This window comes from Citrobacter sp. T1.2D-1, from assembly GCF_950098555.1.
GTDB classification, from domain to species: Bacteria; Pseudomonadota; Gammaproteobacteria; order Enterobacterales; family Enterobacteriaceae; genus Citrobacter_A; species Citrobacter_A telavivensis.
The window spans coordinates 166,063-183,320 of the sequence record NZ_CATNHH010000023.1 but is presented as its reverse complement, the minus strand read 5'-3'; the positions used below and the strand labels follow the sequence as shown (position 1 = coordinate 183,320).

Here is a 17,258-nt window from a genome sequence, read left to right as displayed (position 1 = left end):
ACCATGGATGCAAAGTCGCCACGCTCTTAACAATTAGGAGCCTAAGCGTCTTTATGGCGCATTGTGTCCTGGATTTTTTACGGTTACAATCTAACTGTTTATACTATTACTAGGAGTGATGCGATGAAAACAGTTCGCAACATGCAGCGGACTCGAAAAGAGCTATCTGAGTTTTTACGAAGCCGTAGGGAACGTTTGGAGCCTGCCGATGTGGGTTTGACATCTACGGGAAGGAGACGCACACCGGGCTTACGAAGAGAGGAAGTTGCTGCGCTTGCGGGGGTAGGGCTGACTTGGTACACATGGCTGGAACAAGGCAGAGACATTAGCGTTTCTGCAGCATTTCTTGACAATCTTTCACGTGTTTTGAAACTCGATGCAACTGAACGCCGCCATCTCTATCTTTTGACACAGCAGCGACCCCCAGTTGAGCCAGGTAAAACTTGGTGCATTGTTCCACCACTTATCCATCGACTAATGGGAAATTTAAAGACAAGTCCAGCCTACGTAATAAATTTACGTTGGGATGTAATAGCATGGAATAAAGCTGCTGATCGGGTCTTTCACTTTTCACAATATGCGCCTGAGCGCAGGAATCTTCTCTGGATGATCTTTGCTGATCAGGCTACCCGCATGTTGTTTGAACCATGGGAAGAACAAGCCCATCAGCTGATTTCACATTTTCGAAGGGACTTTGTAAGAGCAACCCAAGCTCCTGATATTTGTGAACTAATCAGGGATCTTGAAAATATTGATCCGGACTTCAAGATGTGGTGGCACGAGCAGGATATTCATGGTCCATACTATGGTAAACGTCAGTTGAATGTCGAAGAAATAGGAGTTGTTTCTTTTGAGCATACGATGCTTACGATTGACCAAGATAGACATTTAAGGCTGGTATATTACGCTATCACCGAGGGCAGCGACGCTGGCTTGAAGTTTGAGGAATGGATATGCTCAGACCCTAATTAAAATGTTAGAAATAATTTTTCTTAGCAAAGTTAATTTTGTAATAAAGAAATCCTTCTCGTAGTAGTTATTTTTTTAAAGTAATTTTTTTTGAGGTGATGGCAAGGAACAACTTCCTGCAGTCATTATTTAATTCTATAGAATCGAACATAAAATAATAGGCCCAACAGGGCCTATTATAAATCCAAAAAAAATTTATCGATCGAGGATTTGATTGCTTGCTATATCTTATCGATTAACAGCCTGTTATTATCTAATTTTGTTGAACATAAAGATAGGGTGCGACATAGCTTTCACGATTCATTTCTAGATAATCGGACCACCACTGCATCATCGCCTTGCGGGCTTCCAGATGTTCTGCCTTGTGAATATAAGCCATGCGCACGGTATTGCGCTCCTGATGACTCATCTGGCGTTCTACTGCGTCCTTTGCCCATAAACCCGATTCCATTAACGCACTGCATGCCATCGCCCGAAAGCCGTGGCCACAGATATCCTTTTTCGTGTCGTAGCCCATCACCCGCAGTGCCTTATTGACCGTGTTTTCACACATTGGCTTATACGGGTTATGGTCGCCGGGGAAGACCAGTTCATTATTACCGGTGATATCCTTAATCTGTTTCAGAATGGCGATGGACTGTTCTGAGAGGGGGACGATATGCGGCATTCGCATTTTGGCCCCGCGCCCGGAATAACGCATGCCAATAATGGGTTCTCGCGTCGCGGGTATCGTCCATACTCTGTTTGTGAAATCAATCTCTGACCAGCGGGCGAAACGCAGTTCACTGGAGCGAATGAACACATGCAGCATTAGCAGGACGGCCAATCGCGTCAGCTCACGGCCCTGATGATATGCCTCAATACGATCAAGCAGTTCAGGCAGCCGCTCCAGTGGCAGGGCAGGATAGTGCCGTCTGACAGGAGGTGTGGTCACGCCGCCAAGGTTTGCTGCCGGGTTGGTGTCGATTAAACCCTGATGGACCGCATGGCGCATGATGTTATTGAGGTGCTGCCGCGTGCGGGACGCAACTTCCAGCAGACCTTTTTCCTCGATCCCTTTCAGCAGGTCAATGAAATGACGAGGTTTAAGTTCTGATACAGGCAGGTTCCCGATTACTGGAAAGATGTGATTGTTCAGGCTGGCAAGCAGACGGTCAGCGGTGTTCTGCGACCATCTCCTGTTACTTTTATGCCACGCCAGCGCCACGTTTTTAAACACTTTCTCCGCTGTTAGTGAGCCACGTTCAGCAGCCCGATGCTGTACCGGATTGATATTCAGCGCCAGCATTTTACGGACTCCTTCACGCTGCTGTCGCGCATCAGACAGGGAGATGGCAGGATAGGCACCCAACGCAATTCGGGATTCTTTACCGTTAATACGATACTTGAGATACCAGTGACGGGAGCCACCCGGCTTGACCAGCAGATACAGACCGTGGGAATCGGAGACTTTAAAGGGTTTATCAGAAGGCTTGAGACTGCGGATTTTCGCGTCGGTAAGGGACATATGGGGGTCACTCCATTATCGAACTAACCTGACCCCAGATTTGACCACCAATTTTCCCCGATGCGGAGGGTAAAATCAAAATACATCGGGAAGAGTTTTCACGCTAACCTGTTGAATCAAAATAAAATAAGAATTCGCAAGGATGCATAAAAGCAAGAAATTGGCTCCTCTGACTGGACTCGAACCAGTGACATACGGATTAACAGTCCGCCGTTCTACCGACTGAACTACAGAGGAATCGTGTGAACGAGGCGCATATTAGCGACGACAATTGGGGTTGTCAAAGGGGGAAATGCGATTGTGCGTCTGTTTGCTGACAAAACCAGCAAAGCGGCGAACTTTCGATCTCCAGCCGGTTTTGCCCCATTCTGGTGCGAGCCTACCCCGGATGGGGCAGATCGGAAAACGTTGACTGAAATCGATATTACCGATAACAATCATAAATGCTTATTTTACGGGTGGTTAACGCGAATTTTTGATCTTATCCGAAACTGGCAAGCATCTTGCAATTCTCTCCTGACATCACTGCCAGCACAGGTTTTGGCATTCCGGACAGGAGGCAAAATGAACTTCAGACGATTGAAATATTTCGTGAAAATTGTCGATATTGGTAGCCTGACGCAGGCCGCTGAAGTATTGCACATCGCACAACCCGCGCTGAGTCAGCAGGTTGCCACACTGGAAGGTGAGCTCAATCAGCAACTGTTAATTCGCACCAAACGAGGTGTGACGCCCACTGAAGCAGGAAAAATTCTCTACACGCATGCGCGGACGATCCTTCGTCAGTGCGAACAGGCACAGTTAGCCGTCTATAACGTTGGACAGACCTTAACGGGGCAGGTGTCGATTGGTCTTGCGCCGGGGACGGCTGCGTCGTCGGTCACCATGCCGCTCTTGCAGGCGGTGCGGGCAGAATTGCCCGAAGTGCTGGTGTATCTGCATGAAAACAGCGGTGCCGTACTGAACGATAAACTGCTGAATGGTCAACTGGATATGGCGGTGCTCTATGAGCGTTCCCCGCTGGCAGGTATTACCAGTCAACCTCTGTTAAAAGAAGACCTCTTCCTTGTCGGCACCCGTGACTGCCCTGGGCAGAGCGTGGATCTTACCGCTGTCGCACAGATGAATCTTTTTCTCCCTCGCGACTACAGCGCAGTCCGTTTGCGGGTCGATGAAGCCTTCTCGCTGCGTCGTTTAACGGCGAAAGTCATTGGCGAAATTGAGTCGATAGCCACGCTGACCGCGGCGATTGCCAGCGGCATGGGCGTGACGGTGTTGCCGGAATCCGCCGCGCGTTCCCTGTGTGGCGCGGCGAATGGCTGGATGGCGCGAATTACCTCGCCGTCGATGAGTCTGTCGCTGTCGCTGAATATGTCGGCAAGGGGGAGTTTGTCGCCACAGGCACAGGCGGTGAAAGAGATCCTGATGTCGCTGGTCAGCAGCCCAGCGTTGGATAACCGCGAGTTGCAGTTGGTCAGCTAAGCGTTATTCCATGATGGAATAAGATACGGGTTTTTATTATTTGTTATGCCGGACATCAGACTCTAACAATAGCAGCATGTCTGATGTATCCGGAGCAACGAGTGAATTTCCAGCAGCTTAAAATTATCCGTGAGGCAGCACGTCAGGATTACAACCTGACGGAAGTCGCCAATATGCTCTTTACCTCGCAGTCAGGGGTAAGTCGGCATATTCGTGAGTTAGAAGATGAGCTTGGGATCGAGATATTTATCCGTCGGGGTAAACGTCTGCTTGGAATGACTGAACCAGGTAAGGCGCTGCTGGTCATTGCCGAGCGCATTCTCAATGAAGCCAGTAACGTACGGCGACTGGCGGATTTGTTCACCAATGACACCTCTGGCGTGTTAACCATCGCCACGACGCACACGCAGGCACGCTACAGCCTGCCGGGTGTCATTAAAGCCTTCCGCGAATTGTTCCCGGAAGTCCGTCTGGAATTAATCCAGGGGACGCCGCAGGAAATAGAGACGTTACTGCAAAATGGCGGGGCGGATATTGGTATCGCCAGTGAGCGCCTGAGCAACGATCCTCTGTTGGTCGCATTCCCCTGGTTCCGCTGGCATCATAGCCTGTTAGTGCCGCACAATCATCCGTTGAGCCAGGTTTCGCCGGTGACGCTGGAGTCGATAGCCCACTGGCCGTTGATCACCTATCGACAAGGGATCACAGGACGTTCCCGCATTGATGAAGCCTTTGCACGCAAGGGGTTGCTGCCTGATATTGTCCTCAGCGCGCAGGATTCTGATGTGATTAAAACCTATGTCGCGTTAGGACTGGGGATTGGTCTGGTGGCGGAGCAATCCAGCGGTGAACAGGAAGAGGGGACGCTGACGCGTCTGGATACCCGGCATCTGTTTGACGCTAACACCGTCTGGCTGGGACTGAAACGTGGGCAACTCCAACGCAACTATGTCTGGCGGTTTATCGAACTCTGTAATGCGGGACTGTCCGTGGAGGATATAAAGCGACAGGTGATGGAGCCTGATGACGTCGCAATTGATTATCAGATATAAGCAAAAAGCCCGCTAAAAAGCGGGCTTCTTTAAATTTGGCTCCTCTGACTGGACTCGAACCAGTGACATACGGATTAACAGTCCGCCGTTCTACCGACTGAACTACAGAGGAATCGTGTGAACGAGGCGCATGATACTGACCTCACTACGGCGTGTCAACAGTAAAATTAGCACGCCTTTTCAAGTGGTTAATTAATCCTCAATGCGAGGGATCAGTGAACCTGCGCGGGGTTATACGAGTCATCGTCTTCGCTATCACGAAGGCGTTGCAGAGGATCCTGCTGATAAAACTGGCAGAAGCGTTGCCACAGCGCGGGGAACCGTGGCGCAAAGAGCTCCGGGGCACTGAAGAAATACTCTGACAGGACGGCAAAACATTCCGCCGGATCGCTTGCCGCATAGGCGTCAATACTCGACGCGGTTTCACCGACCAGATCAATTTCATCCTGAATATTGTTCATAGCGGCGTGTAGGTCATGTTCCCAACTGGCAACTTCCCGCAGAGGAATCAGCGGGATGCCGCTGGCGCGATCGCCATTACGCATGTCCAGTTTATGGGCAACTTCATGAATAATCAGGTTAAATCCTGAGGCGTCAAAAGAGTCCTGAATATCCAGCCAGTTCAGGATGATCGGCCCTTGCTGCCAGCTTTGTCCGGACTGAACGACGCGCTGGTTATGGACCAGGCCAATATCATCTTCCCATTCGTCATCGACAACAAAGGGAGCAGGGTAGATCAGCACTTCATGAAAGCCATCCAGCCATTCGATACCCAGTTCCAGAACCGGTAGACAGAAAAGCAGAGCGATGCGTGCGCTTTTCAGCGAGTCGAGTTCGAAACCCTGAAGGGCGACCAGCCTTTTTTGTTGCAGGAATCGCTCTGCCAGCGCAATGAGTCTGGCTTGTTCTTGCGCAGTCAAGGTCACAAGCAGGGGGATCGCAAGGGCTTCCTCCCACTGGGCAGATTCATTTTGCGCGGAGTCTTGTGCTTTCCAGGGCCACTTAATCATCGTTTTGCTCGCAAACTCGTCACTTGAACAAAATTGAAGGGACAGGGTCTGTTAAAATGCCAAATTACCTGGCATGATGGCAACCATCAAAACGGAGAGATGCCGGAGCGGCTGAACGGACCGGTCTCGAAAACCGGAGTAGGGGCAACTCTACCGGGGGTTCAAATCCCCCTCTCTCCGCCACTATTCAAGCAGTTAGCTACGTTCCTTTCAACGACGCCCGTCACACTTGGTATCGTGTTGGTATACCCATCCGGTGTTTTTCGCGCCATCATCATCTTCCGATTTACCCAAAACAGGAAGATACAGGGCTGTGAATATTCTGACTTTGCGATCCTGAACATGAACCTGATGTTTCATTTTGTGGTCTGCGTCCGCTTTCACCCATGATGTGCAAACTGGCGAGACCTGGTCGCAGTCGTGCCCGCCAGGGCGCTTTTAAACGTGCCTGTGAAAGGGTGTTGCATCAACTGCATTGTGGTGGAAGATGCAGAGGTGCTGGCGCACCTTCGCATTCTGTTGATTGTTTTGAAATTGATATATTTCAAATAATGATGACACTTTCTGGCGCTTTTTAGCTCGTGTTAAGGACAATGCTTTATCCGTCCATCCCGGCTTCACTCCCCGCATCGCGCTTAAAAGCTGAAGCGATATCCGCCGTTGACTTGCTTCTGATCAAAAGCATTTCCCTGCGTGTAATCGGCTTCGAGGTAGAGCGTGTGCTGCTTGTTGAACTGTGCACTCACACCCACGCCGTTGTTCCAGCCATTACCTTTGAAGCTGTGTTTCTCCCGGGAGCGGTTCAGCCGATACTCTGTATCCCCTGAAAACTCACGGATACCGCCGGTCTTCACATACATATTCAACCGGCTGTTACCTGCGGTGACGTCATACCCCAGTACTATGCTGGCACGCCCCAGCATCGAATCGTAGTGGCTCAGATGGATATTGAGGCCATTACTCGCCTTCATATCCATGTCATTTTGGTCGCTGTAAGTGAACTGGGCCTGTGGTTCAATATAGAACCCATGACCAGGTTGGTTCAGGCTGAATTTCTGCCCGGCTTCCAGAGAGACGCTGAATCCATTGGTGCTACCGCTGGCGCTAACGCCGTTGTTCTGGCTGTCCAGTACATGAAAGCTATTTTTCTGGCGTGACGCTTTTACAACCAGATCGCTGTAAAATCCGCTTTGTGCCATGTAGCTGGCGTACATCCCCATGTAGTCTGAACGTGCAGTACCATCGCCTTCGCGATAGTCTGGCGACGCGCGCGTTGAACCAATAAACAGACCCACATACAACGGCGTTGCATCAGAGAGACGTTTATCTCCGCCAAACTGTATACCGCTGTAACCCATGTCAAAGCCGCTCAGTTTGCCACTGGCGAAAGAGTCCAGGCTTCCCCCGTAACCGCGAAGCCAGATATTACCTTCCTTGCTCTGATTTCTCAGGTCGCCCATCCGTTGCATCAGCGTGCGGTTTTCGACATAGTTCATCAGATAACCGACGTTGAGATAATTGCCGCCAGCATCTGCGGTCGTGGTTGGCTTAGGCGCGGGAGAGGGTTTTACGACGGGAGGCTGAGCCGGATCTGGTGTTGGATCAGGAGCCGGCTCCGGAGCTGTCCCGGAAGCGTAAAGTTCCCAGTTGGTCCCATTTTTACGCACATCATACAGATATCCCCCCAGCTCAACCTGAGAAGAAGCGGTGAATGAGGCCGCACCGTCGGGAGTCTGGACAACGGTCAGGACTTCATTTCCCGTTGTCGCCTCGCTGCCCTGGTTGCGGATGGTCAATACGTGATTACCGGCACTGCTTCCGCTGACATTCAGTAAATCTCCTGCGTTATTAACGCCATCCCCCTCGCCAACGACATCGGCACGCATAACAAAAGTGCTGCTACCGCTCAGGTTCGCGACGTTTAACGTGGTAAATGCGCTGGCGGTTGAGGCGTGGCTGGCAAAATCGACGGTTGAATGAGTCAGCGCCAGCGTATCGAGGTTGGAATGGCTCGTCACGTTCCAGACGCTATTATCCATTGCGACGTCCAGTGTCCCGCCATTGATATTGTCGCTGAAGGAGGAACCCGTCCAGACAGATCCGGAATGCATGTCCAGATTGATCACCCCACCTCTGGAAAGTACGCTGCCATTGATCAGCATTTGTCCCGAGGCGTTGATTCGACTGGCAGCATAGCCATCGTTATGTTGAGTCGCGATGGCCATCTGGTCGGGCGTGCTCATATCAATGACCAAATCGTTTGTCAGATCGATCTGGCTGTTAGTCATGGCGTAAACCCCCCGGGTTCCCGCCGTGCCAGTGATACTCAGATTATCACCGGTTATTTTACCGCCGCCAAGTGTCCACAAACCCAGCGCCAGGCTGCCATTGCGATCCACCGTAATGTCGGTGTTTTGCAAGTTGATAACGGCCGTTGCGCTCTGGGCAGAGGCACCGTAAGAACCGCCAGAGAGTATGCTGTTCCGTTGCGCTGTCGAACCGGAAAAATTGATCGTTGCGCCTGTGCCGCTGGTCACGAGTCCACCCCCCAGGGCGGAAGAAATGTGGCTGCCTTCACCGATAGTGGTCGTTCCACCACGCACTTCAATTCCATTGGCGTCAGTACCATTCACATCCACTGTGAGTCCACTCGCATTAACCTGGCCAAAGCTCCAGATGCCGTGCGCATAGCTGCCATTGGTTTTAATGATGCTGTTTGTTCCCAGGTCGACAACAGAGTTTCTCTGTACGTTTATGCCTAAGGCGCTGTTACCCTGAACATCGATCGTCAGATCTGTCGCGGTAAAACGTGCAACACCGTTAGCTGAATTACCGTTGAGACCACCGATATAAACCCCTGAGCCACCCTCGGTTTTGATTTGGCTTCCGCTACCAAGATCGGCACTGCTGCCATAGTCGTTGATGCTTAAGCCTGTTCCGTTCGCGTTTTCAATGGAGAGTTGGCTGGCTAATAGCGTAGAGCTATGGCCAACAATGACGCCGTTACCGTTACTTTTAATGGTGCTGCCCGTACCTAAGTCAGCATGCGTATAGTTACCATTTAAGGTAATGCCGACGGCAGCGGTCTGACCGACAACGTTTACTGTCAGTTGGTTAGCTGTCAGGGTGCTGTTGTCACCCTGAAGAATGATCCCCTTTGCATATCCGGAGGGGTCGTTGACATTGACGGTAACATTATTACCCAGGTTGATGTTGCCAGGAGTATTGCCTGTAGGGGTCATTACGCCATAGATGCTCCCGTAAGGATCGACGTTATCTCCTGTAATTCTGTCACCATCATTAACTGTAATATTGGTACCATTTTGACTGCCTAAATCAGCAGCAACCACTAATGGCGAAAAGACAATGGCATTCAAACCAATAGCGCCGATCGTCGCCAGTTGAATTGAGGCAGAACGTATTTTAAATTCAGTGAGGCGATCGGCCCCAGTATTTTCATTGTGTTGTTTGATGCTCATACTACTCCTGTATAGTACCCAGACTGCGGGTACTATGAACCCTGTCATTTTGCATACGTGGGGCAATAATGTTTTCTCCCATCATCACCGGGTTATTTATATGATGCGGTTAAGACGAGAGGCTGGAGAATAGTTCTCTATTGCCGGATGTTATCAGAAAGGCTGAAAATTAAGGGGTTTTTAGCTTCCCTCTTGCGAGAGTGCGTTAAGAATAAACTGTTCTCATGCCTGCCGTCGTACTTTATTCCATGCAGTGACTATAAATAGGTCAAAAAATGTTGTCAAAAAGTTCGGCGATATCATTGGATAAATATTTTGGTAAAAGTCTTATTTGCTTGTCGAATTTTCTAATTTATTGTTTTATTTTAAACCGGAGCAATAAAGTGTTGGCTGTTTTTACATTCTTAATAATAAGAAAATGCAAAAACATCAGCAGTCTCTTTTGGTGAGTGAATTTCTACGCGGGAGTTTTACCAAACCATGCTCAGGTGCGGTTTCGCGTACGGTCAAGGCGGGAATTCTGCCGTGGAATGAGTATAAGAGGTACAAAAAAGCCCGCCGGAAGCGGGCCTGACATCATTCTGGAAATTAGAACTGATACACTAAGCCCAGGGCAACCACGTCATCAGTCGCGATGCCGTTGTCTGCATAGAAGTGGTCATCATTGTCCAGCAGGTTAATTTTGTAATCAACGTAGGTAGACATGTTTTTGTTGAAGTAGTAAGTCATACCTACATCAACATATTTCACCAGATCTTTGTCGGTGTAACGTGGGTTACCATCACCATCGTGATCCTGACCACCCAGTTCCTTACCTTTAGATACCAGGTAGGCGATGGATGGGCGCAGACCGAAATCGAACTGGTATTGCGCGACCGCTTCAAAGTTTTTAGTCTGGTTAGCGATACCGCCAGTTGTTTCACCTTTGCCACTGCCGTAGTAAGTCATGTTGCGGGTTTCAGCATACATCGTGGCCAGATAGATATTGTTCGCGTCGTATTTCGCACCCAGGGTCCAGGCTTCTGCTGTTTCACCGCCAGCATAGTTGTTGGCATGGGAACGATCGCCATAACCACGAGTAACCTGATTATCGGTACGATCGGAATTGGCGTAAGCCGCGCCCAGGCTCAGACCAAAGTCAAAGTCGTAGGAGGTGGACATACCGAAACCGTCGCCGTTTTCTTGAGCCAGCTTACGGTTGGTGCTGTTACCAGAACCTTCTTGCCCAGCGAATCCGCCTGAACCTTCATTGTTACCCTGATATTGCAGCGCAAAGTTCAGGCCATCAACCTGACCGAAGAAATCTTTATTACGGTAGGTGGCAACACCGTTAGTACGACCCAGCATATACACATCGGTCTGAGTGTAGCTGTCGCCACCAAATTCTGGCAGCATATCGGTCCAGGCTTCTACGTCGTAAATCACGCCGTAGTTACGACCATAGTCAAAGGTACCATTCTGGCCGAAACCTAAACCGGCAAAGGCCAGACGAGTTGCGGAATCGCCTTTGTCGCCTTCGGTACCATTGGCCTGGATGTTGTATTCCCACTGACCGTAGCCGGTCAGTTGGTCCATGATCTGGGTTTCGCCTTTGAAGCCAAGACGGGCGTAGGTCTGATCGCCATCGCTGCCGCTGTCGTCTGAAAAATAGTGTAAACCATCCACTTTTCCGTAGAGATCTACTTTATTGCCATTTTTATTATAGACTTCAGCTGCATGTGCCGCGCCAGCAATAAGTAATGCAGGAACAAGCATTGCCAATACTTTTCTTTTCATTATGTTTTCCCTTATGATGATAATTCACGTGAATATATTCCCCTTTCCAGAAGAACACGTTGGATACTATTCTATAGAGTTCATTTTATTTTAAAAATAACATGTAACAATTGTATTTTAAATATTTCCAAATATTTCATTTTGGTTTTTTATAATTAATTTTATATGGTTTATTTAAAAAACATTCACATTTATTATGGTGTTATATTAAATGTTTATGATTTCATTTGATAGCATTAATCATTTGAATAATTACTGAGTGAGCGTGTATCAATCAGTCTGGGATAATAATAAGGAAACTGGCATAGGAGTTGGTTATAAAAACAAGTTAATTTAACGATAAAAAGGCTAATGACTCGTTCATAATGATATGGATAATATAAAAAAAAACGGGATGGTGGGGTGAATGTTTTATTTGTTTGCAATATGAGTAAATAAACGGAAAACAGGGCGATTACTAATACCGCGGGAAGTAGCAGAGGATTTTTGTGACATAACTAAAATTGCCCTGGATCAATACATATGCAAAATCAATGACTGGCGGTGGTGTTGTGGCACACATAACATAAAAATGTGATTATAATCACAAAAATGAGCAATGATCTTTTTTGAGTCACATTACAAAAATGGAGTTTCCCTTGAGCAGTATGGAAGAAAGAGCAACACGGAGTCTGGGCGGAAAACTGGCATTGTGGGTGTTTTACGCTTTCTGCGTTTACTTTGTCTGGGCCATGCTTCGCTACGTGTGGGTGATCAGCCACATCGAGTCGATTCAGGTTGCTGGATTCGAAAGCTCACTTGGCTCAACCAGTGGGAAATGGATGGGCGCTCTGCTGGGTTTTCTGGTACTCGGGCTGGTGGGATTGATCCTCGGCGGCATCGCCTGGTATACGCGTCCGCGCCGTCAGCCAACGTGAAGACACGGGAGAAACTTGCTACTGTAGCGTTTCTTAACGTACGGGAGGCAATGTGGATCTTCAGCACTGGCAATCACAATTTGAAGCGTGGCTAGGTAACCATCACACCCGGCAGGATACCGCGCATGATATCTTTCATTTTCGCCGCGTCTGGGCAACATCCCGGAAACTGATGGAAGGACAGGACGTAGATGGGCTGGTCGTGCTGACAGCCTGTTATTTCCATGACATTGTCAGTCTTGCCAAAAATCATCCGGATCGCCATCGCTCGTCGGTTCTGGCGGCTGCTGAAACTTGCCGTATCCTCATCCAGGACTTTCCGACCTTCCCCGAACCGCGACTGGCGTCGGTTTGCCATGCGATCGAGGCCCACAGTTTTAGCGCGAACATTGTCCCGCTTACTCTGGAAGCAAAAATCGTTCAGGATGCTGACAGACTTGAGGCGCTGGGCGCGATAGGGCTGGCACGGGTCTTTGCGGTTTCGGGCGCGTTAGGCGTGGCGCTTTTTGATGGTGAAGATCCCTTTGCAGAGCGGCGTGCGCTTAACGATAAACAGTTCGCCCTCGATCACTTCCAGACCAAACTACTGGCGTTGCCCGGCACCATGCAAACCGAGCGTGGACGTGAACTGGCCCGGCATAATGCGGCGTTCCTGGTAAACTACATGGCAAAACTGAGTGCTGAGCTAAAAGGGGAGTATGAGTCTGTCGATCCTGTGGTGATCCACGCATTTCGCCCCAGCCACTCGTAAAGCCAATTTTATGTTAACCTGACGACACTCTTTTTTGGCCGGTTGACGATATGCAGCAAAATCTTTCAGTAACAGGTTCGCTGGTTCCCGCGACAGACAGCAATGCAGACGCTGTGCAGGCGCTGTTGGCGAAATTGTTGGAAATTTATGATGTTAAAACGCTGGTGGCTCACCTGAATGGAATCGGCGAGAACCACTGGAGTCCGGCTATTTTAAAACGCGTGGTGGCGAATGCCTCGGCATGGCATCGATTAAGCGAACGAGAGTCGGCGTTTTTACGCTCTCTGTTGCCCACGCCGCCTGCGCACCATCCTCACTATGCCTTTCGGTTTATTGATCTCTTTGCTGGCATTGGCGGTATTCGTCGCGGATTTGAAGCGATAGGCGGGCAGTGCGTGTTTACCAGCGAGTGGAACAAACATGCGGTGCGCACCTATAAAGCCAACTATTACTGCGACCCGGCGAGCCACCATTTTAATGAAGACATTCGCGATATCACGCTCAGCCATCACGAAGGCGTTAGCGACAGTCAGGCGGCAGAACATATTCGCCAGCATGTGCCTCAGCACGATGTCCTGTTGGCAGGCTTCCCGTGTCAGCCATTTTCGCTTGCCGGCGTGTCGAAGAAAAATGCGCTGGGACGAGCCCATGGCTTTGCCTGCGATACCCAGGGAACATTGTTCTTTGACGTCGTGCGCATCATTGACGCCTGCCGTCCGCCGATTTTCGTTCTGGAAAATGTGAAGAACCTGAAGAGTCACGATCGGGGCAAAACGTTCCGCATCATTATGCAAACGCTGGATGAGCTGGGCTACGACGTCGCTGATGCAGAGGATAACGGCCCGGACGATCCGAAAATTATAGATGGCAAACATTTCTTGCCACAGCACCGGGAGCGTATTGTGCTGGTTGGATTTCGTCGCGATCTGAATCTGAAGCGCGATTTTACCCTGCGTGATATCAGGACGCGTTATCCTCAGCGGCGCACTACTCTGGCGGAGCTGTTAGAACCGGTAGTCGAAGCCAAATATGTACTGACGCCCGTTCTATGGAAATATCTCTACCGCTACGCGAAAAAGCATCAGGCGAAAGGCAACGGTTTTGGCTACGGCATGGTCTATCCCGCGAATCCGAATAGTGTGACGCGCACGCTTTCCGCGCGCTATTACAAAGATGGTGCAGAAATCCTGATCGACCGTGGCTGGGATTTTGCTGCCGGGGAAGTAAACTTCGACGATCCGCAAAACCAGCAGCATCGTCCACGCCGCTTAACCCCGAGAGAGTGCGCGCGGCTGATGGGTTTTGAATCGCCGCAGGGATACCAGTTCCGTATCCCCGTTTCTGACACCCAGGCCTATCGCCAGTTTGGTAACTCCGTCGTGGTGCCCGCATTCGCCGCCGTGGCGACGTTGCTGGAAGAGAAAATTAAAGCAGCTGTCGCGTTACGCCAGCAAGAGAACGTGCATGGCGGACGTTCACGATAAGGCAACGCGCAGTAAAAATATGCGGGCCATCGCGACCCGCGATACTGCCATCGAAAAACGGTTGGCGGGACTGCTGGCGGAGCAGGGACTCGACTATCGCGTTCAGGATGCATCGCTGCCTGGGCGTCCCGATTTTGTACTGGATGAATACCGCTGCGTGATTTTTACCCACGGCTGTTTCTGGCATCACCATCATTGCTACCTGTTTAAAGTGCCGGCTACGCGCACAGACTTCTGGCTGGATAAGATCGGTAAAAACGTGGAGCGCGATCGCCGTGATATCCAGCGTTTGCAGGTACTTGGCTGGCGGGTGCTGATCGTTTGGGAATGTGCATTACGAGGGCGGGAGAAGCTCGCTGACGTTGCGCTGTCTGAACGTCTTGAAGAATGGATCTGCGGCGGAGGCTCGCCCGCGCAGATCGACACTCAGGGGATGCATTTACTGTAACGTTTTTTCGTTTTCCACCGCGTCAAGCGTCGGTTTGGCAGGGAAAAGATATTTCCCCAGCGTCACCAGAACCACCGCAAAAACGATAACCCCCAACGCCAGCCATTCAATCAGTGCCAGACGTTCACCTCCCAGTCCCGTCCCCAGTAACACCGCAACGACCGGGTTCACGTAGGCGTAGCTGGTTGCCAGTGCGGGGCTGACGTTACGGATCAAATACATATAGGCGTTGATGGCGATGATGGATCCAAACACCGCCAGATAGCCGACCGCCAGAAAGCCTGACAGTGACGGTAGCGCGGTCAGTTTTTCACCGCTGATAAGCGAAGCACACATCAGCACGATCCCGGCGGCGAGCATCTCAATGGCACCCGCCATCATTCCTGTCGGCAGTGTAATGCGGGAACCGTAGACGGAACCAAACGCCCAACTGATTGAACCAATCAGAATCAATATCGCCCCCCACGGATTGCCGCTCAGGTTGCCACCGCTGTTGAGCATCACGATCCCCGCCAGGCCAATGGCAATCCCCATCCACTCCAGCTTGCGGGTTTTGATGCCAAAGAAATGGCTGAAGCACAGGGTGAACAGTGGGACTGTTGCCACCACGACCGCCGCGATGCCGGAGGGGACGTCCTGATGCTCTGCCACCGTGACCAGGCCGTTGCCGACGGCCAGCAGTAAAATACCAATCAGCGCCGCGTTAAGCAGCGGGCGAAGCGGCGGAAGTTTATGACCGCGCAACAGTAAAAAGGCGGTTAACACTCCCCCGGCGGTGAGAAAACGGACGCCAGCCATCATCAGCGGCGGCCAACTCTCCACACCGATACGGATGACGAAATAGGTGGAACCCCAGATGATATACAGCGCGAACAGTGCGCTGAAAAGCGGTAACAACTGCCTGAAACGCATAATCCCTCACGTGAGAAACGCTAACAAGCGACATAGTAAACGCGAAAACTATCGGACTGGCGAGCGATATAATTCACGCATCTTGTTAGAAAAATGTTGACGAATGATGCCAGTTTCAGGCTTATGCGTTTTACTCCATACTTAACGCTTCAAGAAGAAAAAAATGAGGGAATAATTTTGGCAGGAAGTAGCTTACTGACCTTACTCGATGATATCGCCACGCTGTTGGATGACATCTCGATGATGGGCAAACTGGCCGCGAAGAAAACCGCTGGCGTTCTGGGGGATGACCTGTCGCTTAACGCGCAGCAGGTGACGGGGGTTAGAGCGAATCGTGAGCTGCCGGTGGTCTGGAGCGTGGCGAAAGGCTCGCTCGTCAACAAAGTGATCCTTGTGCCGCTGGCGTTGCTCATCAGTGCCTTTATTCCCTGGGCTATTACCCCGTTGTTAATGATTGGCGGCGCCTTCCTCTGTTTTGAAGGGGTGGAGAAAGTTCTGCATACCCTCGAATCGCGAAAACACAAAGAAGATCCGGCTGAACGACAACGGCGGCTGGAAGCGCTGGCGGCGCAGGATCCGCTGGCGTTTGAAAAAGATAAAATCAAAGGCGCGGTGCGAACCGACTTTATTCTCTCTGCGGAGATTGTGGCGATCACGCTGGGGATTGTGGCCGAGGCGCCGTTGCTCAATCAGGTGCTGGTCCTGTCGGGGATCGCGCTGGTGGTGACAATTGGCGTTTATGGCCTGGTCGGACTGATTGTTAAGCTGGATGATATGGGCTACTGGCTGGCGGAAAAAACCAGCGTGCTGGCGCAGGCGTTAGGTAAAGGTTTGCTGGTTGTCGCGCCGTGGCTGATGAAATCATTGTCGGTGGTTGGCACGCTGGCGATGTTCCTGGTGGGCGGCGGGATTGTGGTGCACGGCGTTGCGCCGTTACATCATGCCATTGAACAGTTCGCCCAACAGCAAAGCGCCGTGGTGGCATTGATTTTGCCGACGCTTCTTAATCTGGTGCTGGGCTTTATCATCGGCGCGATCGTCGTGCTGCTGGTAAAAGCCGTGGCCAGAGTGCGCGGGGTGGCGCACTAAAAGTCTTCCCCACAATGAGGCAAAACCAGACATCCTCGTCTAAGGTGAAAACGTTCACTGTATACAGGAGGTAACATGGTTTTTTCGGTCAGTGAGGAAGTGACTGTGAAAGAGGGCGGTCCACGCATGATTGTCACCGGCTATTCCAGCGGTATGGTGGAGTGTCGGTGGTATGATGGGTTTGGCGTCAAGCGAAAAGCATTCCATGAGAATGAACTCGTTTCCGGTGATGCCAGACAACGGTGTGAATGAGCCTGATGCCTAAACGCCCGGCGACTGTCGGGCGTTTTCTTAAATTCAAAAAATACGTGACGGCCATAATACGTAACGTACTGAGTTATGCCAGGATTAGGAAAGCAATCGCGAGTAGGGAGTGGTCAGA

Annotated in this window: 14 protein-coding genes and 3 tRNA genes; 10 read left to right on the top strand and 7 right to left on the bottom strand. The window is 50.6% G+C overall.

What is annotated here, in order from left to right; all coding sequences use genetic code 11:
- Positions 1–123: 123 nt before the first annotated feature.
- Positions 124–972: a helix-turn-helix transcriptional regulator gene (locus QQZ17_RS17080; protein ID WP_060617309.1), complete on the top strand. Its 849-nt coding sequence runs from the start codon at positions 124–126 to the stop codon at positions 970–972.
- 250 nt (positions 973–1,222) lie between these two features.
- On the opposite strand, the gene QQZ17_RS17075 is transcribed toward QQZ17_RS17080, so the two are convergent.
- Together QQZ17_RS17075 and QQZ17_RS17070 are read right to left on the bottom strand one after the other, a co-directional pair.
- Positions 1,223–2,476 carry a tyrosine-type recombinase/integrase gene (locus tag QQZ17_RS17075; RefSeq protein ID WP_060617310.1) on the bottom strand — a complete coding sequence of 418 codons (1,254 nt, stop codon included), beginning with the start codon at positions 2,474–2,476 and terminating at the stop codon, positions 1,223–1,225.
- 161 nt (positions 2,477–2,637) lie between these two features.
- Positions 2,638–2,713, bottom strand: a tRNA-Asn gene (locus QQZ17_RS17070).
- 327 nt (positions 2,714–3,040) lie between these two features.
- Here QQZ17_RS17070 and nac point away from each other — a divergent pair.
- A complete protein-coding gene (gene nac / locus QQZ17_RS17065) occupies positions 3,041–3,958 on the top strand; it encodes a nitrogen assimilation transcriptional regulator NAC (protein WP_152403889.1) in 918 nt (305 codons plus the stop codon).
- A gap of 101 nt (positions 3,959–4,059) precedes the next feature.
- A complete protein-coding gene (cbl, locus tag QQZ17_RS17060) occupies positions 4,060–5,010 on the top strand; it encodes an HTH-type transcriptional regulator Cbl (protein ID WP_152403891.1) in 951 nt (316 codons plus the stop codon).
- Positions 5,011–5,046: 36 nt separating this feature from the next.
- On the opposite strand, the gene QQZ17_RS17055 is transcribed toward cbl, so the two are convergent.
- Positions 5,047–5,122: transfer RNA gene (locus QQZ17_RS17055), tRNA-Asn, on the bottom strand.
- A 100-nt stretch (positions 5,123–5,222) separates the two neighbouring features.
- Complete coding sequence (gene mtfA / locus QQZ17_RS17050) at positions 5,223–6,020, bottom strand: DgsA anti-repressor MtfA (protein ID WP_152403930.1); 798 nt, start codon at positions 6,018–6,020, stop codon at positions 5,223–5,225.
- 93 nt (positions 6,021–6,113) lie between these two features.
- Between mtfA and QQZ17_RS17045 the strand changes: the two genes are divergently transcribed.
- Positions 6,114–6,203, top strand: a tRNA-Ser gene (locus QQZ17_RS17045).
- Between the two features lie 452 nt (positions 6,204–6,655).
- Here the strand turns inward: QQZ17_RS17045 and QQZ17_RS17040 are convergent.
- Complete coding sequence (locus QQZ17_RS17040; RefSeq protein WP_152403932.1) at positions 6,656–9,499, bottom strand: autotransporter outer membrane beta-barrel domain-containing protein; 2,844 nt, start codon at positions 9,497–9,499, stop codon at positions 6,656–6,658.
- 588 nt (positions 9,500–10,087) lie between these two features.
- A complete protein-coding gene (ompC, locus tag QQZ17_RS17035; RefSeq protein WP_152403934.1) occupies positions 10,088–11,275 on the bottom strand; it encodes a porin OmpC in 1,188 nt (395 codons plus the stop codon).
- A 647-nt stretch (positions 11,276–11,922) separates the two neighbouring features.
- On the opposite strand from ompC, the gene drpB reads away from it, so the two are divergent.
- Genes drpB through QQZ17_RS17015 form a run of 4 tightly spaced genes read left to right on the top strand, consistent with a single transcriptional unit; the run spans position 11,923 to position 14,875 of the window.
- Complete coding sequence (gene drpB, locus QQZ17_RS17030; RefSeq protein ID WP_152406299.1) at positions 11,923–12,192, top strand: cell division protein DrpB; 270 nt, start codon at positions 11,923–11,925, stop codon at positions 12,190–12,192.
- Between the two features lie 52 nt (positions 12,193–12,244).
- Complete coding sequence (locus tag QQZ17_RS17025) at positions 12,245–12,943, top strand: phosphohydrolase (protein WP_152403936.1); 699 nt, start codon at positions 12,245–12,247, stop codon at positions 12,941–12,943.
- Between the two features lie 50 nt (positions 12,944–12,993).
- Positions 12,994–14,427, top strand: a complete 1,434-nt coding sequence (locus QQZ17_RS17020) for a DNA cytosine methyltransferase (protein ID WP_152403938.1) — start codon at positions 12,994–12,996, stop codon at positions 14,425–14,427.
- Positions 14,408–14,875: a very short patch repair endonuclease gene (locus QQZ17_RS17015; protein ID WP_152403940.1), complete on the top strand. Its 468-nt coding sequence runs from the start codon at positions 14,408–14,410 to the stop codon at positions 14,873–14,875. Before QQZ17_RS17020 ends, QQZ17_RS17015 begins: the two co-directional genes overlap by 20 nt.
- Here QQZ17_RS17015 and yedA read toward each other — a convergent pair.
- Positions 14,867–15,787 (bottom strand): drug/metabolite exporter YedA, encoded by a 921-nt coding sequence (gene yedA / locus QQZ17_RS17010; protein ID WP_152403942.1) that lies wholly within the window; start codon positions 15,785–15,787, stop codon positions 14,867–14,869. The two genes, QQZ17_RS17015 and yedA, sit on opposite strands and share 9 nt — an antisense overlap.
- Before the next feature lie 171 nt (positions 15,788–15,958).
- Between yedA and QQZ17_RS17005 the strand changes: the two genes are divergently transcribed.
- A complete protein-coding gene (locus QQZ17_RS17005) occupies positions 15,959–16,876 on the top strand; it encodes a DUF808 family protein (protein ID WP_152406300.1) in 918 nt (305 codons plus the stop codon).
- A 75-nt stretch (positions 16,877–16,951) separates the two neighbouring features.
- Entirely contained in the window at positions 16,952–17,128 is a 177-nt protein-coding gene (locus QQZ17_RS17000; protein WP_152403944.1) for a YodC family protein, read from the top strand.
- The last annotated feature ends 130 nt before the right edge of the window (positions 17,129–17,258 follow it).

What these genes read in the sequence shown, in the direction of transcription:
- QQZ17_RS17020 (WP_152403938.1), top strand. Translation starts at nt 12,994, where the DNA reads ATGCAGCAAAATCTTTCAGTAACAGGTTCGCTGGTTCCCGCGACAGAC.
- QQZ17_RS17080 (WP_060617309.1), top strand. Translation starts at nt 124, where the DNA reads ATGAAAACAGTTCGCAACATGCAGCGGACTCGAAAAGAGCTATCTGAG.
- nac (WP_152403889.1), top strand. Translation starts at nt 3,041, where the DNA reads ATGAACTTCAGACGATTGAAATATTTCGTGAAAATTGTCGATATTGGT.
- QQZ17_RS17040 (WP_152403932.1), bottom strand. Translation starts at nt 9,499, where the DNA reads ATGAGCATCAAACAACACAATGAAAATACTGGGGCCGATCGCCTCACT.
- ompC (WP_152403934.1), bottom strand. Translation starts at nt 11,275, where the DNA reads ATGAAAAGAAAAGTATTGGCAATGCTTGTTCCTGCATTACTTATTGCT.
- QQZ17_RS17015 (WP_152403940.1), top strand. Translation starts at nt 14,408, where the DNA reads ATGGCGGACGTTCACGATAAGGCAACGCGCAGTAAAAATATGCGGGCC.
- yedA (WP_152403942.1), bottom strand. Translation starts at nt 15,787, where the DNA reads ATGCGTTTCAGGCAGTTGTTACCGCTTTTCAGCGCACTGTTCGCGCTG.
- mtfA (WP_152403930.1), bottom strand. Translation starts at nt 6,020, where the DNA reads ATGATTAAGTGGCCCTGGAAAGCACAAGACTCCGCGCAAAATGAATCT.
- drpB (WP_152406299.1), top strand. Translation starts at nt 11,923, where the DNA reads ATGGAAGAAAGAGCAACACGGAGTCTGGGCGGAAAACTGGCATTGTGG.
- QQZ17_RS17000 (WP_152403944.1), top strand. Translation starts at nt 16,952, where the DNA reads ATGGTTTTTTCGGTCAGTGAGGAAGTGACTGTGAAAGAGGGCGGTCCA.
- QQZ17_RS17075 (WP_060617310.1), bottom strand. Translation starts at nt 2,476, where the DNA reads ATGTCCCTTACCGACGCGAAAATCCGCAGTCTCAAGCCTTCTGATAAA.